At 74.1% G+C, this 16,423-nt stretch carries 10 protein-coding genes and 2 pseudogenes; 11 read left to right on the top strand and 1 reads right to left on the bottom strand.

Annotated features, from left to right (window positions below):
• Window positions 1-75: 75 nt before the first annotated feature.
• The 5 genes and pseudogenes from OVA14_RS02990 to OVA14_RS02970 all read left to right on the top strand — a co-directional run bounded on the left by OVA14_RS02990 (window position 76) and on the right by OVA14_RS02970 (window position 6,095).
• Entirely contained in the window at window positions 76-570 is a 495-nt protein-coding gene (locus OVA14_RS02990) for a PH domain-containing protein (RefSeq protein ID WP_267504815.1), read from the top strand.
• A gap of 71 nt (window positions 571-641) precedes the next feature.
• Window positions 642-2,075 (top strand): annotated as a pseudogene (locus OVA14_RS02985) (PH domain-containing protein); the annotation flags it as partial.
• A gap of 472 nt (window positions 2,076-2,547) precedes the next feature.
• Window positions 2,548-3,307: pseudogene (locus tag OVA14_RS02980) on the top strand (DUF2520 domain-containing protein).
• Window positions 3,308-3,367: 60 nt separating this feature from the next.
• Window positions 3,368-4,222, top strand: a complete 855-nt coding sequence (panC, locus tag OVA14_RS02975; RefSeq protein ID WP_267504814.1) for a pantoate--beta-alanine ligase — start codon at window positions 3,368-3,370, stop codon at window positions 4,220-4,222.
• A gap of 136 nt (window positions 4,223-4,358) precedes the next feature.
• Window positions 4,359-6,095: a lysine--tRNA ligase gene (locus OVA14_RS02970; RefSeq protein ID WP_267504813.1), complete on the top strand. Its 1,737-nt coding sequence runs from the start codon at window positions 4,359-4,361 to the stop codon at window positions 6,093-6,095.
• A 171-nt stretch (window positions 6,096-6,266) separates the two neighbouring features.
• Here OVA14_RS02970 and OVA14_RS13440 read toward each other — a convergent pair whose 3' ends face one another.
• Entirely contained in the window at window positions 6,267-7,874 is a 1,608-nt protein-coding gene (locus OVA14_RS13440; protein WP_324288034.1) for a CPBP family intramembrane glutamic endopeptidase, read from the bottom strand.
• Window positions 7,875-8,031: 157 nt separating this feature from the next.
• Between OVA14_RS13440 and OVA14_RS02955 the strand changes: the two genes are divergently transcribed.
• From OVA14_RS02955 to OVA14_RS02930, 6 genes are all read left to right on the top strand, one after another.
• Window positions 8,032-10,506 carry an ATP-dependent Clp protease ATP-binding subunit gene (locus OVA14_RS02955; protein WP_267504811.1) on the top strand — a complete coding sequence of 825 codons (2,475 nt, stop codon included), beginning with the start codon at window positions 8,032-8,034 and terminating at the stop codon, window positions 10,504-10,506.
• 225 nt (window positions 10,507-10,731) lie between these two features.
• Window positions 10,732-12,996, top strand: a complete 2,265-nt coding sequence (locus OVA14_RS02950; RefSeq protein WP_267504810.1) for a bifunctional metallophosphatase/5'-nucleotidase — start codon at window positions 10,732-10,734, stop codon at window positions 12,994-12,996.
• Between the two features lie 148 nt (window positions 12,997-13,144).
• Window positions 13,145-13,699, top strand: a complete 555-nt coding sequence (locus tag OVA14_RS02945) for a dihydrofolate reductase family protein (RefSeq protein ID WP_267504809.1) — start codon at window positions 13,145-13,147, stop codon at window positions 13,697-13,699.
• A 46-nt stretch (window positions 13,700-13,745) separates the two neighbouring features.
• Window positions 13,746-14,273: an amino-acid N-acetyltransferase gene (locus tag OVA14_RS02940; protein WP_267504808.1), complete on the top strand. Its 528-nt coding sequence runs from the start codon at window positions 13,746-13,748 to the stop codon at window positions 14,271-14,273.
• Window positions 14,274-14,299: 26 nt separating this feature from the next.
• Complete coding sequence (locus OVA14_RS02935) at window positions 14,300-14,968, top strand: hypothetical protein (RefSeq protein ID WP_267504807.1); 669 nt, start codon at window positions 14,300-14,302, stop codon at window positions 14,966-14,968.
• Between the two features lie 58 nt (window positions 14,969-15,026).
• Entirely contained in the window at window positions 15,027-16,397 is a 1,371-nt protein-coding gene (locus tag OVA14_RS02930; protein WP_267504806.1) for a flavin monoamine oxidase family protein, read from the top strand.
• The last annotated feature ends 26 nt before the right edge of the window (window positions 16,398-16,423 follow it).

Raw genomic sequence — 16,423 nt, 5'->3', positions numbered from 1 at the left:
GCTAGCCTGGGGAGGAGCCGGCGGAGCGCGCCGGCGGCCGCGCGACGAGCGTCGCCGGGGGAGGTTGGAGGAGCCGTGGCCGAGCGCCTGGACGTCACCGGAGCATGGCAGCGCGTGAGCATGCGCTACGCCTTCGTCGAGTCGATCGCGACCGTCGTCACATGGGCGGTGGTCGGGGTGGGCGCGACGGTGCCGCTCTGGTTCGCGACCGACGGCGAGATGCCGCTGTGGGCGTGGCTGCCGCTCGCGGGCGCCGTGGTGCTGACCGTCCTGGGCGTCGTCTTCGCGTTCCTGCGCACGCGCACGATCGGCTACCTCGAGCGGCCCGACGACCTGCTCGTGCGCCGCGGCATGCTCTTCCGGCGCTTCGTCGCCGTGCCCTACGGGCGCATGCAGGTCGTCGACATCACGCAGGGCCCGGTCGAGCGGATGTTCGGCCTGCGCTCCCTGAAGTTCGTGACGGCCGCCGCCTCGAGCGCCATCGTCATCCCCGGCATGCCGGGCACGACCGCCGAGGAGCTGCGCGACCGTCTGGTGGCGGTCTCCGAGTCGCGGCGAGCGGGCCTGTGAGCGATCCCCAGCACGGCGGCCCGCCCGGGCCGACGCAGGGGCAGGCGTGGCCGCCCCCCGGCGGCCACGCCATGCCTCCCGCGCCGAGCGCCGCAGCCCCCGACGCCCGCGCCCGCGCCGCCACGCTCGTCGACGGCGAGTGGCACCGCCTGCATCCCGCGACGCCGCTCCTGCGCGGCGGCCTCTCGTTCGTGATCGTCATCGGCGTCGTCATCTCGATCTTCCGCGACCGGCTCATCGCCCTCGTCGTGCCCGCGGAGTGGTCGGAGGGCGCGGTGGAGGACGAGTTCGGCGACTTCGTCATCGCGCAGCTGCTGTGGGTGCTCGTCGGCACCGCGGTCCTCGTGGTCGTCGGCGTGCTGCTGTCGTGGCTCTCGTGGCGCGTGCACCGCTTCCGCATCACGGGCGACCAGGTCGAGGTGCAGCAGGGCATCCTGTTCCGCAAGCACCGGCGCGCGCCGCTCAACCGCATCCAGGGCATCAACGTGCGGAAGCCCTGGTTCGCCAGGCTCCTCGGCGCCTGCAGGTTCGAGATCCAGCAGGCGGGCGCCGACTCGAACGTCGACCTCGACTACCTGCACGCCGCGATCGCCGACGAGCTCCGCTACGAGATCCTGAACCGCGCCTCCGGGCGCTCCGCGGAGGACGCGGCGAGGCTCGCCGCCGAGCGCGGCGCCAGCGGCGGCATCGTCGGCGACATCCTGCGCCCCGACGCCGAGATCGCGCACCTCGCGCCCGGCTCGCTCGTGCGCATCGGCATCGGCAGGGTCATCGCGTCGTCGCTGCTCGACGGCTGGATCGTGGGCGCCGTCGTCTACACCGTCGGCGTGCTCGTGCTCGTCGTCGGCTTCGCGCAGTTCTGGGCGATCTTCGCGCTGCTGCCCGCCGCGATCGGCTTCTTCACCGCGGGCATCCGCGCGCTCTCGTCGAAGCTGCGCTACTCGATCGCCGCGACGCCCGACGGCATCCGCCTCGCCTACGGCCTCGCCTCGACCACGACCGAGATCCTGCCGCCCGGCCGCATCTTCGGGCTGCAGGTGAAGCAGCCGCTGCTGTGGCGGCCCTTCGGCTGGTGGCAGGTCACGTTCACGCGCGCGGGCAAGCAGGCCTCCGACGGCTCCGGAGCCAACGGGCAGGGCGGCCAGGCCGCGAGCTTCCTGCTGCCCGTGGGCGACCTGCGCGACGTGCGGGCGGTCATCGGGCTCGTGCTGCCGGAGCTCGCGCGATCGCCGCTCGTCGACATGGGCCTCACGGGCCAGGCGCCCGACGCGTTCGTCGTCTCGCCGCCCCGCGCCCGGTGGTTCCGGTGGTTCTCGGTGCGGCGCAACGGCTTCCACGTGCACGAGGCGGCCTTCCTGCTGCGCACGGGCCGCATCTGGCGCTCGCTGCAGCTCGTGCCGCAGGCGCGCGTGCAGTCGGTCGCCGTGACGCAGGGGCCGATCTACGGCCTCGCGCGCCTCGGCCGCGTGCAGCTGCACGTGCCGGGCTCGGTGCTCTCGCCGTCGATCGGCGCGATCGACCAGCGCGACGCGGGGCTGCTGTTCGACCACGCGATGCGCACGGTCAAGGCGGCGATCGACCGCGACGGCTCCGAGTCGTGGGCCGCGGCGCTCTCGCGCCACGCGGTGCTCGAGCAGGCGCCCGCGGTGCAGGACGGCCTCGTGCCGCCCCCGCGCCGATGCGGCCCGGGATGCCGAACCAGGGGCCGCCGCAGGGCTGGGCGCCGCCGGCGCAGCAGCCGCAGGGCCCCGCGCCGCAGGGCTGGGCGCCGCAGGGCTGGGCGCCGCCGGCCCAGCAGCCGCAGGGCTGGGCGCCGCCGGCCCAGCAGCCGCAGGGCTGGATGCCGCCGCACGGGCAGCAGCCGCCGAGCAGCGCGCCGCATGGCGCGCCGAGCGCCTCGCCGCAGGGCTGGATGCCGCCGCAGGACCCGTCGGCGCAGCGGGCCGCGCATGCCCAGCGGCCTCCGCAGCAGCCGGCCTGGCGGCCGCCGACGCCGCCCTCCGGACCGCGGCCCGAGGACGGCCCGGCGTGAGACCCGGCAGGCTCGGCGTCGGCATCATCGGCGCCGGGCGCGTCGGCCCGGTGCTCGGCGCCGCCCTCGCCGGGGCTGGCCACGCGATCGTCGGCATCGACGCCTCGGGCGACGACGCCGTCGAGCGCGCGGAGGCGATCCTGCCGGGCGTGCCCGTGCTCGACGCCCCGACGATCGTGGAGCGCGCGGAGCTCGTGCTCCTGGCCGTGCCCACCGAGGCGCTCCCGGGCCTCGTCGCAGGGCTCGCGGCCACGGGCGCGTGGCAGCCCGGGCAGCTCGTCGTGCACACGGCGGCCGAGCACGGCGTCGACGTGCTGCGACCGGCGGTGGAGCGCGGGGCGATCCCGCTCGCCCTGCACCCTGCGATGTCGTTCTCGGGCACCTCGATCGACCTCGCGCGCCTCGTGGAGGCCACGGTCGCCGTGACCGCCCCCGGGCCCGTGCTGCCGATCGGCCAGGCGCTCGCGGTCGAGATGGGCGCGGAGCCGATCGTCGTGGCGGAGGCGGACCGCGCCGCCTACGCCGAGGCCGTCGCCGCCGCGGGGGAGTTCGCGGCGGGCGTCGTCGCGCAGGCGCTGCGGCAGGCTCGCCGAGATCGGCGTCGAGCGGCCCGCGCGCGTGCTCGGCGGCGTGGTGCGGAGCGCGGTGGAGACGGCGCTCGCGAAGCATCCCGACCCGCCCATCGAGCCTCCCGTCCACGGCTGAGGCGCGGCGGGCGGCGGCTCGCGCCGGCCCTACGCTGGGGACGACGAGCGAGGAGCCGGCATGCCCATCCAGACCCTGACGACGATCGACGCCGTGCGCGCGCACGTGCGCAGCGCCCGCGCCGAGGGCCGCCGCATCGGGCTGGTGCCCACGATGGGCGCCCTGCACGAGGGCCACGTCTCGCTCGTCGAGACCGCGCTCGCGCATGCGGACGCCGTGATCGCCTCCGTCTTCGTCAACCCGATGCAGTTCGGGCCGCACGAGGACCTCGGCCGCTACCCGCGCACGCCCGAGGCCGACACCGAGCGGCTCGAGGCGCTCGGCGTCGAGGCGGTCTTCATGCCCTCGGTCGACGAGATGTACCCGGACGGCGGGCGGTCGGCGACGACCGTCTCGGCGGGCGGCCTCGGCATGGTGCTCGAGGGCCGCAGCCGCCCAGGCCACTTCGACGGCGTGCTCACGGTCGTCGCGAAGCTGCTCTCGATCGTGCAGCCGGACGTCGCGGCGTTCGGCGAGAAGGACGCGCAGCAGCTCTTCCTCGTGCGGCGCATGGTGCGCGACCTCGACCTGCCCGTCGAGGTCGTGGGGGTGCCGACGGTGCGCGAGGCCGACGGGCTCGCGATGTCGAGCCGCAACCGCTTCCTGCACGGCTCCGACCGGCAGGACGCGCTCGCGCTCCCGCGGGCGCTCGAGGCCGCCGGGGCTGCCGCCGACCGCGGCACGGAGGCGATGCTCGCGGCGGCGCAGGGCGTGCTGCAGGGAGAGAGCGGCGTGCGCCTCGACTACGTCTCGATCGTCGACCCGCGCACCTTCCTCGGCGCGGGCGAGCACCACCACGGCCCGGCGCAGGTGCTCGTGGCGGCGCGCGTGGGCGACGTCCGCCTCATCGACAACGCCCGGTTCACCATCCCCTGACCCCGCGTCCTCCCCTCCGGGCGGAGGCTCGGCCGGAGGTGCGGTCGCTTCGCGCCCTCCCGCGGGCCGCGGGCGGGCGCGAAGCGACCACACCCGGCACCGGGGAGGGGCTGCGCGCTCGGTAGGATCGGATCCCGTGACGGAAGCCGAGCAGACGCAGCCAGAGCACGAGCGCGCCGACTGGGTCTCGCGCATCGCGGACGACGTGATCGCCGAGGCCGAGCGCCGCGGCACGAAGCCGATCGCCGCCTCCGGCCTGTCGCCCTCGGGCGTCATCCACCTCGGCAACTTCCGCGAGGTCATGACGCCGCACCTCGTCGCCGACGAGCTGCGCCGCCGCGGGGTCGACGCCGAGCACATCATCAGCTGGGACGACTACGACCGCTTCCGCAAGGTGCCGGCCGGCATCGAGGGCGTCGACGAGCGCTGGGCGCAGCACATCGGCAAGCCGCTCACGAGCGTGCCCGCCCCTCCCGGCAGCCCCCACGACTCCTGGGCCGCGCACTTCCGCGCCCGCGCCGAGGAGGGCTTCGCCGCCCTCGGCATCCGCTACCGCGGCATCAGCCAGACCGAGCAGTACCGCGCGGGCGCCTACACCGAGCAGATCCTGCACGCGATGCGCCACCGCGCCGAGATCGACGCGATCCTCGCGCAGTACCGCACCCTCCCCGCCGCGAAGGACGAGGACGAGGAGCTGCAGCGGGCGCTCGACGCCGGCTCCGGCGCGGCGAGCGAGGACGACGGCTCCGGCGGCGGCGAGTACTACCCCTACAAGCCCTACTGCACGGCCTGCGGCACGGACCTCACGACGATCGAGGCGTACGACGACGACTCGACCGAGATGACGTACTCGTGCACCTGCGGGCACCGCGAGACGGTGCTGCTGCGCGAGTTCCGCTCGGGCAAGCTGGTCTGGAAGGTCGACTGGCCGATGCGCTGGGCCTTCGAGCGCGTCGTGTTCGAGCCCTCGGGGGTCGACCACCAGTCCCCGGGATCCTCGTTCCAGGTGGGCCTGCAGCTCGCGCCGGTCTTCGGCTGGGAGCGTCCGCTCGGCCCCATGTACGCCTTCGTCGGCTTCGGCGGCGTCGCCAAGATGTCGTCGTCGCGCGGCGGCGCCCCCGACACCCTCGACGCCCTGCGCGTCATGGAGGGCCCGGTGCTGCGCTGGCTCTACGCCCGCCGCCGCATGAACCAGTCGTTCGACGTCGCCTTCGGCTCCGAGCTGCAGCGCACCTACGACGAGTGGGACGCGCTCGCGCGGAAGGTCGACGCCGGCAGCGCGCAGCCCGGCGACCTCGCGGCGCTCGAGCGCGCGCTCGGCACCGCCGGCGAGCGGCTCGAGCAGACGCCCCGCCGCGTCGCGTACCGCACGCTCGCCTCCGTGGTCGACATCACGTTCGGCGACGAGGCGCAGGTGCTCCGCATCCTCCGCGGCCTCGACGACGAGCCCCTCGACGGCCTCGAGCCCCTGCAGCCGCGCCTGGCGAAGGTGGAGGCGTGGGTCGCCACGCACATGCCGGCCGAGGAGCACACGACGGTGCGCGACGCGCCCGACGCCGAGGGGCTCGCCGCGCTCACCGAGACCGAGCGCGAGGCGCTGCACCTGCTGCTCGAGGGCGGCGGCGGCCTGCCCGCGATCGACGAGGCGTGGACGCTCGACGGCCTCACGAACCAGGTCTACGGCGTCGCGAAGGTGCAGCGCGGGCTCGAGCCCGATGCGATCGTCAAGGGCGACAAGGAGCTCTCGGGCGCGCAGCGCGCGTTCTTCGCGCTGCTGTACCGCCTGCTCGTGGGCCGCGAGACCGGTCCGCGGATCCCGACGCTGCTGCTCGCGATCGGCAGCGAGCGCGTGCGCGCCCTCCTCGCGCCCTGACCGTGCGCGCTCCGGCGCCCGTCCTCCGCGGCGGGCGCCGGAGCGCATCCGCGGCCCTCGGGCGGCACCGGTAGCCTGGAGGCATGCCGGAGAGCTGGTGGGGCAACGCGATCTTCTCGCTCGTGCCGACGATCGTGCTCGGCATCGTCTTCTGGATGGTGCTGCGCTTCATCATCCGCGGCGACCGCACCGCGCGTCGCGAGTACGAGGCGCTCGAGGCCGAGGAGCGCGCCAAGGCGGGCCTGCCGCCGCGCGAGGGCCCGGCGCGGCGCCCCGAGCCCTCCCCGCAGCCCTCGCCCGCGCCGCCCCGCGACGACGCGTAGCGGGCGTCAGGAGGTCGCGGCTGCCACGGGCGGCGCGAGCCGCTGCTGCGGCACGAGCAGGCTCTGCGCCGGGCGCGCCGACGGTGCGGCGCTGCGCGCGCGGCATCGTCAGGTGCACCGCGAGGTAGGCGAGGCCCAGCGCCGCCGCCGCGATCCCGAGCGAGAGCCAGTCCTCGCCCGCGACCGGCTGCGCCGAGAACGCCGACTGCCCCGTGAGCGCCAGCGGCACCATGATGAACACGTTGTTGGCCGTGTGGAGCACGGAGGCCGCCTCCAGCCCGCCCGTGCGGTGCGTGAGCATCGAGCAGGCGAAGCCCACGAGCGAGAGCTGCAGCGTGGCCGAGAAGGCGTCGTGGCCGTGCAGCGAGCCGAAGAGCAGGCCCGTGCTGATGCCGATCCAGACGGCGGTCGCGAGCGGTCGCCCCGCGGCGACCCAGGGGCCGATGCCGGCCGCGGCGGTCGCGACGAGCACGGCGACGAGCATCGAGGCGTTCGCGCCGCCCTGCAGCCCCAGGAAGCCGAGCACCACGATGCCGAGCGAGCCCACGATCGCGAGCGGCACCCAGCGCTGCCGCACCCAGCCGCCGAGCATCTGGGTGAGGAAGCCGCGGAACGCGAACTCCTCGCCCGTGGCCTGCAGCGGGGTCGTGAGCAGCACGACCGCCACGAGTCCCCAGTTCGGGTCCCAGGTCCACTCGACGGTGCCGTCGAGCGCGAGCGTCAGGCCGATGTAGACGGCGAAGATCGGGACGACCACGAGCGCGGAGCGGCCCACGGCGCTCCAGCGCCACGTGCCGGCGACGCTCGAGACGTAGCCCGCGGCGCCCTTGCCGAACGCGGCGGCGGCGACGATCGCGCCCGGGATCATCGCGGCCCAGCCGATGTTCACGCCGAGCATGCCGAAGGGCGTGCCGATGGCCTCGAAGACGGCGTCGGTGACCGCCTGCGGATCCTGCATGGCCGAGAGCGGCAGGGAGACGATCGCGCCGAGCAGCGCCGGCAGCATGAGCGCCGCGCCGACCACCTGGCCGCCGAGGAAGAAGCCGAGCGCGATCGCCCACGCGAGGCCCCAGCGGCCCGCGCGACGCTCGAGCGGCACGAGGGCCTCGGCGTAGGCGCGATCGCCCACGGGCAGGGCCGCGGGCAGGAGCGCGGGCTTCTTGGGCGGGGGAGCGGCAGGGAAGGGGGCGGCGCCCCACGGGGCGGGCTGCTGCCAGGCCGGCTGCTGCGCCGGCGCGGGCGCGCCCCACGACTGCGTCGCGGGCGCAGGCGTAGGCGCGCCCCAGTGCTGCTGGACCGAGGCGGGTGCGCCCCAGGGCTGCGGGGCAGGCTGCTGCGGGGGCGCCCACGGCGGCGGCACGGCTCCGTCGGGCAGGGCGCCGTCGGGCACGGCGCCCTGCGGCGGCATGGCTGCCCCCGGCCGTCCCTGCGCGTCCTGCGGCCCGCTCCAGCTCATCCCGCTCCGTCCCTCGAGTGCGTCCTCCGACGCTAGCCGCCGCAGCCCTGCATCCGCTGGCCGTCCGCCGTGACGACGCGCGTCGCGCCGACAGCGAACACGCGCGCGGGCCCTCCGAGCCCGGGGCTACGCTCGCAGACAAGGAAGGGAGGCAGCGATGTTCGAGAGGTTCACGGACCGCGCCCGTCGAGTCGTTGTGCTCGCGCAGGAGGAGGCGAAGCTCCTCAACCACAACTACATCGGCACCGAGCACATCCTGCTCGGCCTCATCCACGAGGGCGACGGCGTCGCCGCCAAGGCGCTCGAGCAGCTCGGCATCTCGCTCGACGCCGTGCGCGCCCAGGTGCAGGACATGATCGGCACCGGGAGCCAGCAGACGACGTCGCACATCCCGTTCACGCCGCGCGCGAAGAAGGTGCTGGAGCTCAGCCTCCGCGAGGCGCTGCAGCTCGGCCACAACTACATCGGCACCGAGCACGTGCTGCTCGGCCTCATCCGCGAGGGCGAGGGCGTCGCCGCGCAGGTGCTCGTGAAGCTGGGCGCCGACCTCAACCGCGTGCGCCAGACGGTCAACCAGCTGCTCGCGGGCTACCAGGGCAAGGAGGCCACGGCGGTCGGCGGCGAGCAGACGCAGCAGGCCGACGCCAAGGGCTCGCAGATCCTCGACCAGTTCGGCCGCAACCTCACGCAGGCGGCGCGCGACGGCAAGCTCGACCCGGTCATCGGGCGCGAGAAGGAGATCGAGCGCGTCATGCAGATCCTGTCGCGCCGCTCGAAGAACAACCCCGTCCTCATCGGCGAGCCCGGCGTCGGCAAGACCGCCGTCGTCGAGGGCCTCGCGCAGGCGATCGTCAAGGGCGAGGTGCCCGAGACGCTCAAGGACAAGCAGGTCTACACGCTCGACCTCGGCTCGCTCATCGCGGGCAGCCGCTACCGCGGCGACTTCGAGGAGCGCCTCAAGAAGGTGACGAAGGAGATCCGCACGCGCGGCGACATCATCACCTTCATCGACGAGATCCACACGCTCGTCGGCGCGGGCGCCGCAGAGGGCGCGATCGACGCCGCCAACATCCTGAAGCCGCTGCTCGCGCGCGGCGAGCTGCAGACGATCGGCGCCACGACGCTCGACGAGTACCGCAAGCACTTCGAGAAGGACGCCGCGCTCGAGCGCCGCTTCCAGCCGATCCAGGTGAACGAGCCCTCGGTCGCCCACACGATCAACATCCTCAAGGGACTGCGCGACCGCTACGAGTCGCACCACAAGGTCACGATCACCGACGGCGCCCTCGTGGCGGCCGCGAACCTCGCCGACCGCTACGTGCAGGACCGCTTCCTGCCCGACAAGGCCATCGACCTGATCGACGAGGGCGGCGCGCGCCTGCGCCTCTCGATCCTCTCGGCCCCGCCGGAGCTCCGCGAGTTCGACGAGAAGATCGCCGACGTGCGCGTCCGCAAGGAGGCCGCGATCGAGGGCCAGGACTTCGAGGCCGCGGCGCGCCTGCGCGACGAGGAGAAGGAGCTGCTCGGCGAGCGCCTCCGCACCGAGAAGCAGTGGCGCTCCGGCAACGGCGGCCCCACGGGCGTGCTCGACGAGGGCGTGATCGCCGAGGTGCTCGCGAACGCGACCGGCATCCCGGTGTTCAAGCTCACCGAGGAGGAGTCGGCCCGCCTCATCTTCATGGAGAAGGCGCTGCACCAGCGCGTCATCGGCCAGGACGAGGCGATCGCCGTGCTCGCGAAGACGATCCGTCGTCAGCGCGCGGGCCTCAAGGACCCGAAGCGCCCCTCGGGGTCGTTCATCTTCGCCGGACCCACGGGCGTCGGCAAGACCGAGCTCGCCAAGGCGCTCGCGGAGTTCCTCTTCGACGACGAGGACGCGCTGATCTCGCTCGACATGTCGGAGTTCAGCGAGAAGCACACCGTCTCCCGCCTCTTCGGCGCCCCTCCCGGGTTCGTCGGCTTCGAGGAGGGTGGCCAGCTCACCGAGAAGGTGCGGCGGAAGCCGTTCTCGGTCGTGCTCTTCGACGAGATCGAGAAGGCGCACCCCGACATCTTCAACTCGCTGCTCCAGATCCTGGAGGAGGGCCGCCTCACCGACGGCCAGGGCCGCGTGGTCGACTTCAAGAACACCGTCATCATCATGACGACGAACCTCGGCACGAAGGACATCGCCGGAGGCCCCGTCGGCTTCGTGATGGAGGGCTCGACCGAGGGCGACTACGAGCGCATGCGCGCGAAGGTCCGCGAGGAGCTGAAGCGCAACTTCAAGCCGGAGTTCCTGAACCGCGTCGACGAGACGATCGTGTTCCCGCAGCTCTCGGGCGAGGAGCTGCTGCAGATCGTCGACCTCTTCGTCAAGCGCCTCTCGGAGCGCATGCTCGACCGCGACATGACGATCGAGCTGACGGAGGCGGCCAAGAAGCGCCTCATCCACGTCGGCTACGACCCGGCGCTCGGCGCGCGGCCGCTGCGCCGCGCGGTGCAGCACGAGGTCGAGGACGTGCTGAGCGAGAAGATCCTGCACGGCGAGCTGGGTGCGGGCGAGCACGTGCTGGTCGACTTCGTCGACGACGCGTTCGTCTTCACGCACGACGCCCCGGAGCCGCGCGAGCTCGAGGCCGCGGACGCCTGATCCCGAGCCGTGCACGAGGGCCCCTGCGGGGGCCCTCGTCGCATGTTCGGGCCGTGCATGAGGGCCCCTGCGGGGGCCCTCATGGCATGTCCGGGCCTGTGGAGGCCTCCCGTCACCGATCGTTCACCGAATCGTGATCGACGGGGGTCGACGGATGCATGGGCCATCCGTAGGGTCGAGAGCGGTGCGCCTCGCGCGCCGTCCCTCACCTGCATCGGAGAACCTGTGAACACGCACGCGAAGCAGCGCACGCTGGCCGCCACGGCCGCCTGCGCCGTCGGAGCGGGACTGCTCGTCGGCCCCACCGCCGCCGTCGCCGCCCCCATCGTCGTCGACCCCGCCACCACCGCGGTCGTCAACCTGCTGCACTTCAACGACTTCCACGGCCGGATCGACGGCGAGACGACGCCGCTCTTCGCCGCGACGATCGAGGAGCTGCGCGCCGACTACCCCGCGAGCACGCTGGTGCTCTCGGGCGGCGACAACATCGGCGCCTCCAACTTCACCTCTGCCTCGCAGGACGACGCGCCTGCGATCGAGGTGCTGAACGCGCTCGACCTCGACGCCGCGGCCGTCGGCAACCACGAGTTCGACCGCGGCGTCGACGACCTCACGGGTCGCGTCGACGCGCTCGCCGACTTCCCCTACCTCGCGGCCAACGTCACGCTCGACGGCGCACCGATCGCGCCCGCCTACGAGACCTTCGAGGTCGACGGCGTGACCGTCGCCGTCGTCGGCGCCGTCACGCAGGAGACGCCGTCGCTCGTCGACCGCGGCGGCATCGAGGGCGTCGCGTTCTCGGACCCGGTCGCCGCGGTGAACGAGGTCGTCGCCGAGCTCGAGGCGGCGGACGCCGCCGACGTGATCGTCGCGGAGTTCCACGACGGCGCCGGCGTGGGCGCCGCGCTGAACGCCCCGCAGGCCGAGCAGGAGGCGGCGCTCGCCCCGCAGGCCGCCTCGGACGGCTTCTTCGGCGACCTCGCGCAGGAGCTCACCGCCGACGTCGACGTGGTGTTCAACGCGCACACGCACCAGACGTACTCGTGGTTCGCGCCGGTCCCCGGCGTCGACGGCGAGCTGCGCCCGATCGTGCAGTCCGACCAGTACTCGGACGTCGTCGGCCAGGTCGTGCTCACCGTCGACCGCGCCTCGGGCGACGTGCAGGTGCAGCAGGAGGACGTCGTGAACCACGAGCGCCTCTCGGTGCCCGAGGGCGGCGACGCCGCGGCGGTCATCGACGGCTACGCGGCGCTCTACCCGCGCGTCGCCGAGGTGCGCGACATCGTGGCCGAGGCCGAGGCCGAGGCCGAGATCGTCGGCTCGCAGCAGGTCGGCACGATCGCAGGCCCCTTCACGGTGCCCGCCGAGTCGAACGGCAACCGCGGCGAGGAGTCGACGATGGCGCAGTTCGTCGCCGACATGTACCGCGACCAGCTCGCGAGCGAGGAGCGCGGCGGCGCCGAGATCGGCATCGTCAACCCGGGCGGCGTGCGCGACAGCCTGCTCTTCGCGGCCGGCGAGGGCGAGGCCGAGGACGGCATCGTCACGCTCGCCGAGGCGAACACCGTGCTGCCGTTCATCAACAACCTCTGGACCGCGACCCTCACGGGCGCGCAGCTCGACCAGGTGCTCGAGGAGCAGTGGCAGCGCGACGAGGCCGGCACCCCGCTGACCTCGGGCCGAACGTACCTGCAGCTCGGCCTCTCGGACAACGTCACCTACGTCTCCGACCCCACGGCGCCGTTCGACGCCCGCGTGAGCGACATCCGCATCGACGGCGTGCCCGTGACCGACGACCAGGAGATCCGCGTCTCGAGCTCGTCGTTCCTCTTCGGCCCCGGTGACAACTTCTGGACGCTCGGCGCGGCTTCGGACGTGCGCGACTCGGGTCTCGTCGACCTCGACGCGATGCTCGCCTACCTCGCCGACAACCCCGGCATCGCGCCGGACTACGCGCAGCGCCACGTCGACGTCACGGGCCTGCCGGGCGACGCCGTCGCCGAGGGCGAGTCGTTCGAGCTCGAGGTCGGTCAGATCGACCGCATCCGCTCGACGGGCGCAGAGGCCTCGACGACCCTCGAGGTCGTCGACGCCGAGGGCGCGGTCGTCGGCGCCGCCGAGGTCGTCGTGAACAGCGACGACTCGGGTGCGCCCCTCACGACCTCCGCCACCGTCGAGGTCACGGCCTCGTTCGTGGGCGAGGGCACGGAGGCCGCCTGGCAGACGCTGACGCTCGTCGCCGACGCCGGCACCGAGATCCCCTTCCAGGTGCTCGTGCAGCCCGCCGCGGTGACCGAGCCCCCCGTCGAGACGGAGGAGCCGACCGAGACGCCCAGCGCCACCGCGCCGGCGCCCGGCGACGGCCAGGGCGGCGGGGGCGCGCTGCCCGAGACGGGCCAGCAGGTCTCGCCGATGCTGTGGGCGGGCGCGGGCCTGCTCATGCTCCTCGGCCTCGGCCTCGTGCTGCTCGGCCGCCTGCGGCGCCAGTGACGCTGCAGCGCCGGTGACGCTGCCGCGTCGCTGACGCGGATCGCGCGGTGGGGTGGGGCCCCGGCTTCGGCCGGGGCCCCGCTCCGCGTCCCCGGCCCCATCCCGTCCGGTGCCCTCGGTGTCGGCGGCCGCGGGTACCGTGCCGCGCATGGGCCGCATCGTCTACGACACCGCCACGACCATGACCGGGCACCTCGCCGACGAGGCGCATTCGCTCGCCTGGCTGTTCGAGGTGCCCGGCGGCGCCGAGCCCGACCCGTCGCTGCTGCCGGAGGCCGCGGTGCTCGTGGAGGGCTCGAGCACTTACGAGTGGGTGCTGCGCGAGAGCGACCTCCTCGCGCATCCCGCGCGGTGGGCCGAGTTCCACGGCGACCGGCCCGTGTTCGTCTTCACGACGCGCGAGCTGCCCGTGCCCGCGGGCGCCGACGTCCGGTTCGTGCGGGGCGACGTGGCCGAGGCGCTGCCCGCGATCCGCGCGGCGGCGGGGGAGGGCGACGTCTGGGTCGTGGGCGGCGGCGACCTCGCCGGCCAGTTCCTCGACGCGGGCGCGCTCGACCGGATCGCGATCTCGGTCGCGCCCGCCGCGCTGCCCGGGGGCGCGCCGCTGCTGCCGCGCCGCGTGGGCGCCGACCGGCTGCGCCTCATGGAGGCGCGGGCGGCCGGGCAGTTCGCGCGCCTCGTCTACGAGGTCCGGCCCGCGTGAGCCGCGTCCGCCGCGCTCCATGCCACGGCCGTTAGGCTGGACGGCCATGACCGTCGAGACCGCGCACGTCACTGCAGCACCCGTCGTCGTGCGCCCTGCCCGCACCTCGGACGTGCGCGCGATGCGCGAGCTCATCGAGCCCTACGTCGCCAAGCGCATCCTGCTCGGCAAGGAGCTCGTCACGCTCTACGAGGCCGTCCAGGAGTTCGTGGTCGCCGAGCGCGACGGTGAGATCCTCGGCTGCGGCGCGCTCCACGTGCTCTGGGAGGACCTGGGCGAGGTGCGCACGATCGCCGTCGCGGAGGGCGTGGTCGGCGCGGGCGTCGGCCACCGCATGCTCGAGGCGCTCGAGGCGAGGGCGCTCGACCTCGGCCTCACGCGGCTCTTCTGCCTCACCTTCGAGACCTCGTTCTTCGGCCGCCACGGGTACGTCGAGGTCGCCGAGCAGGTCGTGAGCCCCGAGATCTTCAGCGAGCTGCTGCGCTCGATCGACGGCGGCGTGCACGAGTTCCTCGACCTCGCGCACGTGAAGCCGAACACGCTCGGCAACACGCGCATGCTGAAGCGGCTCTGAGCCCGCCCGCGCCTACCCTTGGGTCGGTGAGCACGGGATCCAGGGCGCCGTCGGGCGCGAAGCGGCGCGCGGCCGTGCGCCGCCGGCGCACGATGCTCGGCCTCCTCGCGATCCTCGTCGTGGCGGCCGTGGTGCTGCTGGTCTGGCGGCCCTGGGAGGCCGGATCGGCTCCCGAGCCGGCGCCTGCGCCGAGCGGCACGCCCGCCGCGACCCCCGACGCGCAGCCGAGCCCCACGTCCACAGAGCCCTTCACCCCCATCGGCGGCACGCCCCAGCCGACGGGCGCGCCGACGGCGCCCTGCGCGGCCGAGAGCGTGCGACTCACGCCTGCGACGGACCGCGAGGAGTACGGCGACGGCGAGCGCGTGCAGCTCTCGTTCACGATCGAGAACACGGGCGATGCCGCGTGCTCCGTCAACGCGGGCACGGCGCAGCAGCAGTACGAGGTGCGCGCCGGCGACCAGGTGGTCTACCGCTTCACCGACTGCGCCGCTGACGTGCAGGACGACGTCGTGCAGCTGGAGCCGGCGACCCCGCAGTCGTCCGTGCCGATCGAGTGGGATCGCACCGCCTCGTCGACCGAGACCTGCACCGCCGAGCGCGAGCAGGTGCCCGCCGACGGCGCGAGCTACGAGCTGCGCGTCTCGGTCGGCGGCTACGCCTCGCAGAGCGGGGCGACGTTCGTGCTCCGCTGAGCCTTTCCTGCGCGTTCCGGGAGTAGGTTCTCTGCAGGATCGCTGACCGGAGGTGCGCATGGCCCAGCAGGAGTCGCAGGTGGACGTCGACGTCGATGTCGTGATCGTCGGAGCCGGCCCGTCCGGTCTCGCGGCGGCGACGGCGCTCGTGCGCGCGGGCCGCACCGTGGCCGTGCTCGAGGCGCGCGAGCGCGTCGGCGGCCGCACCTGGACCGACACCGTCGACGGCGCGATGCTCGAGCTCGGAGGCCAGTGGGTCTCGCCCCACCAGACGGTGCTGCACGAGACGATCGCCGAGCTCGGCCTCGAGACCTTCCCGCGCTACCGCGACGGCCGGTCGGTCTACGTCGTCGACGGCGAGGCCGTGCACTACGAGGGCGACTTCCCGATCGACCCCGACACCGTCGCCGAGCTCGACCGCCTCGTCGAGGAGATCGACCGGCTCTCGCACGAGGTCGACCCCGACGCGCCGTGGGACCATCCCCGCGCCCGCGAGCTCGACACCGTCCCCTTCGACGCGTGGCTGCGGCAGCAGACCGACGACGCGGCCGCCGCGCACCTCGCGGCGCTCTTCATCGGCCCCGCCATGCTCACGAAGCCCTCGCACGCCTTCTCGGCGCTGCAGGCGCTGCTCATGGCGGCGAGCGCCGACGGCTTCGCGAACCTCGTCGACGAGGACGAGATCCTCGACCGCCGGGTCGTGGGCGGCATGCAGATGGTGAGCGTGCGCATGGCCGAGGCGCTCGGCGACGCCGTGCACCTCCGTGCGCCCGTCCGCCGCATCGAGCGCTCGGACGCTGGCGTCGTCGTCGTCGCAGACGGCCTCGTCGCCCGCGGCCGCAAGGTGATCGTCGCGGTGCCGCCGAACCTCATCACGCGCATCGACGTGCAGCCGCCGCTGCCCCGCCGCCAGCACCAGCTGCACCAGCACCTCTCGCTCGGCCTCGTCATCAAGGTGCACGCGGTCTACGACCGCCCCTTCTGGCGCGAGGCAGGCCTCTCGGGCACGGGCTTCGGCCCGGACGAGCTCGTGCACGAGCTCTACGACAACACGAACCACGAGGACCCGCGCGGCACGCTCGTGGGCTTCGTCTCCGACGAGCACGCCGACGAGGCGTTCCGCTGGAGCGACGAGGAGCGCCGCGCGCGCATCCTCGCCTCGATCGCCCGATACCTGGGCCCCGAGGCGCTCGAGCCCGTCGTCTACTACGAGAGCGACTGGGGCAGCGAGGAGTGGACGCGCGGCGCGTACGCCGCGAGCTACGACCTCGGCGGCCTCCACCGCTACGGCGCCGACCAGCGGCAGCCGGTCGGCCCCATCCACTGGGCGTGCAGCGACTACGCCGGCCACGGCTACCAGCACGTCGACGGCGCGATCCGCTCCGGCCGCCAGGCCGCCGCGGACGTGCTCGAGGCGCTCGGGGCCTAGGCCCCATCGTTCGTCGGCGCACGCCG

Source organism: Agrococcus sp. SL85 (assembly GCF_026625845.1).
Lineage (GTDB): Bacteria > Actinomycetota > Actinomycetes > Actinomycetales > Microbacteriaceae > Agrococcus.
Note: the sequence above shows the minus strand (reverse complement) of the source record. Positions and strands in the feature narration are given on the sequence as shown.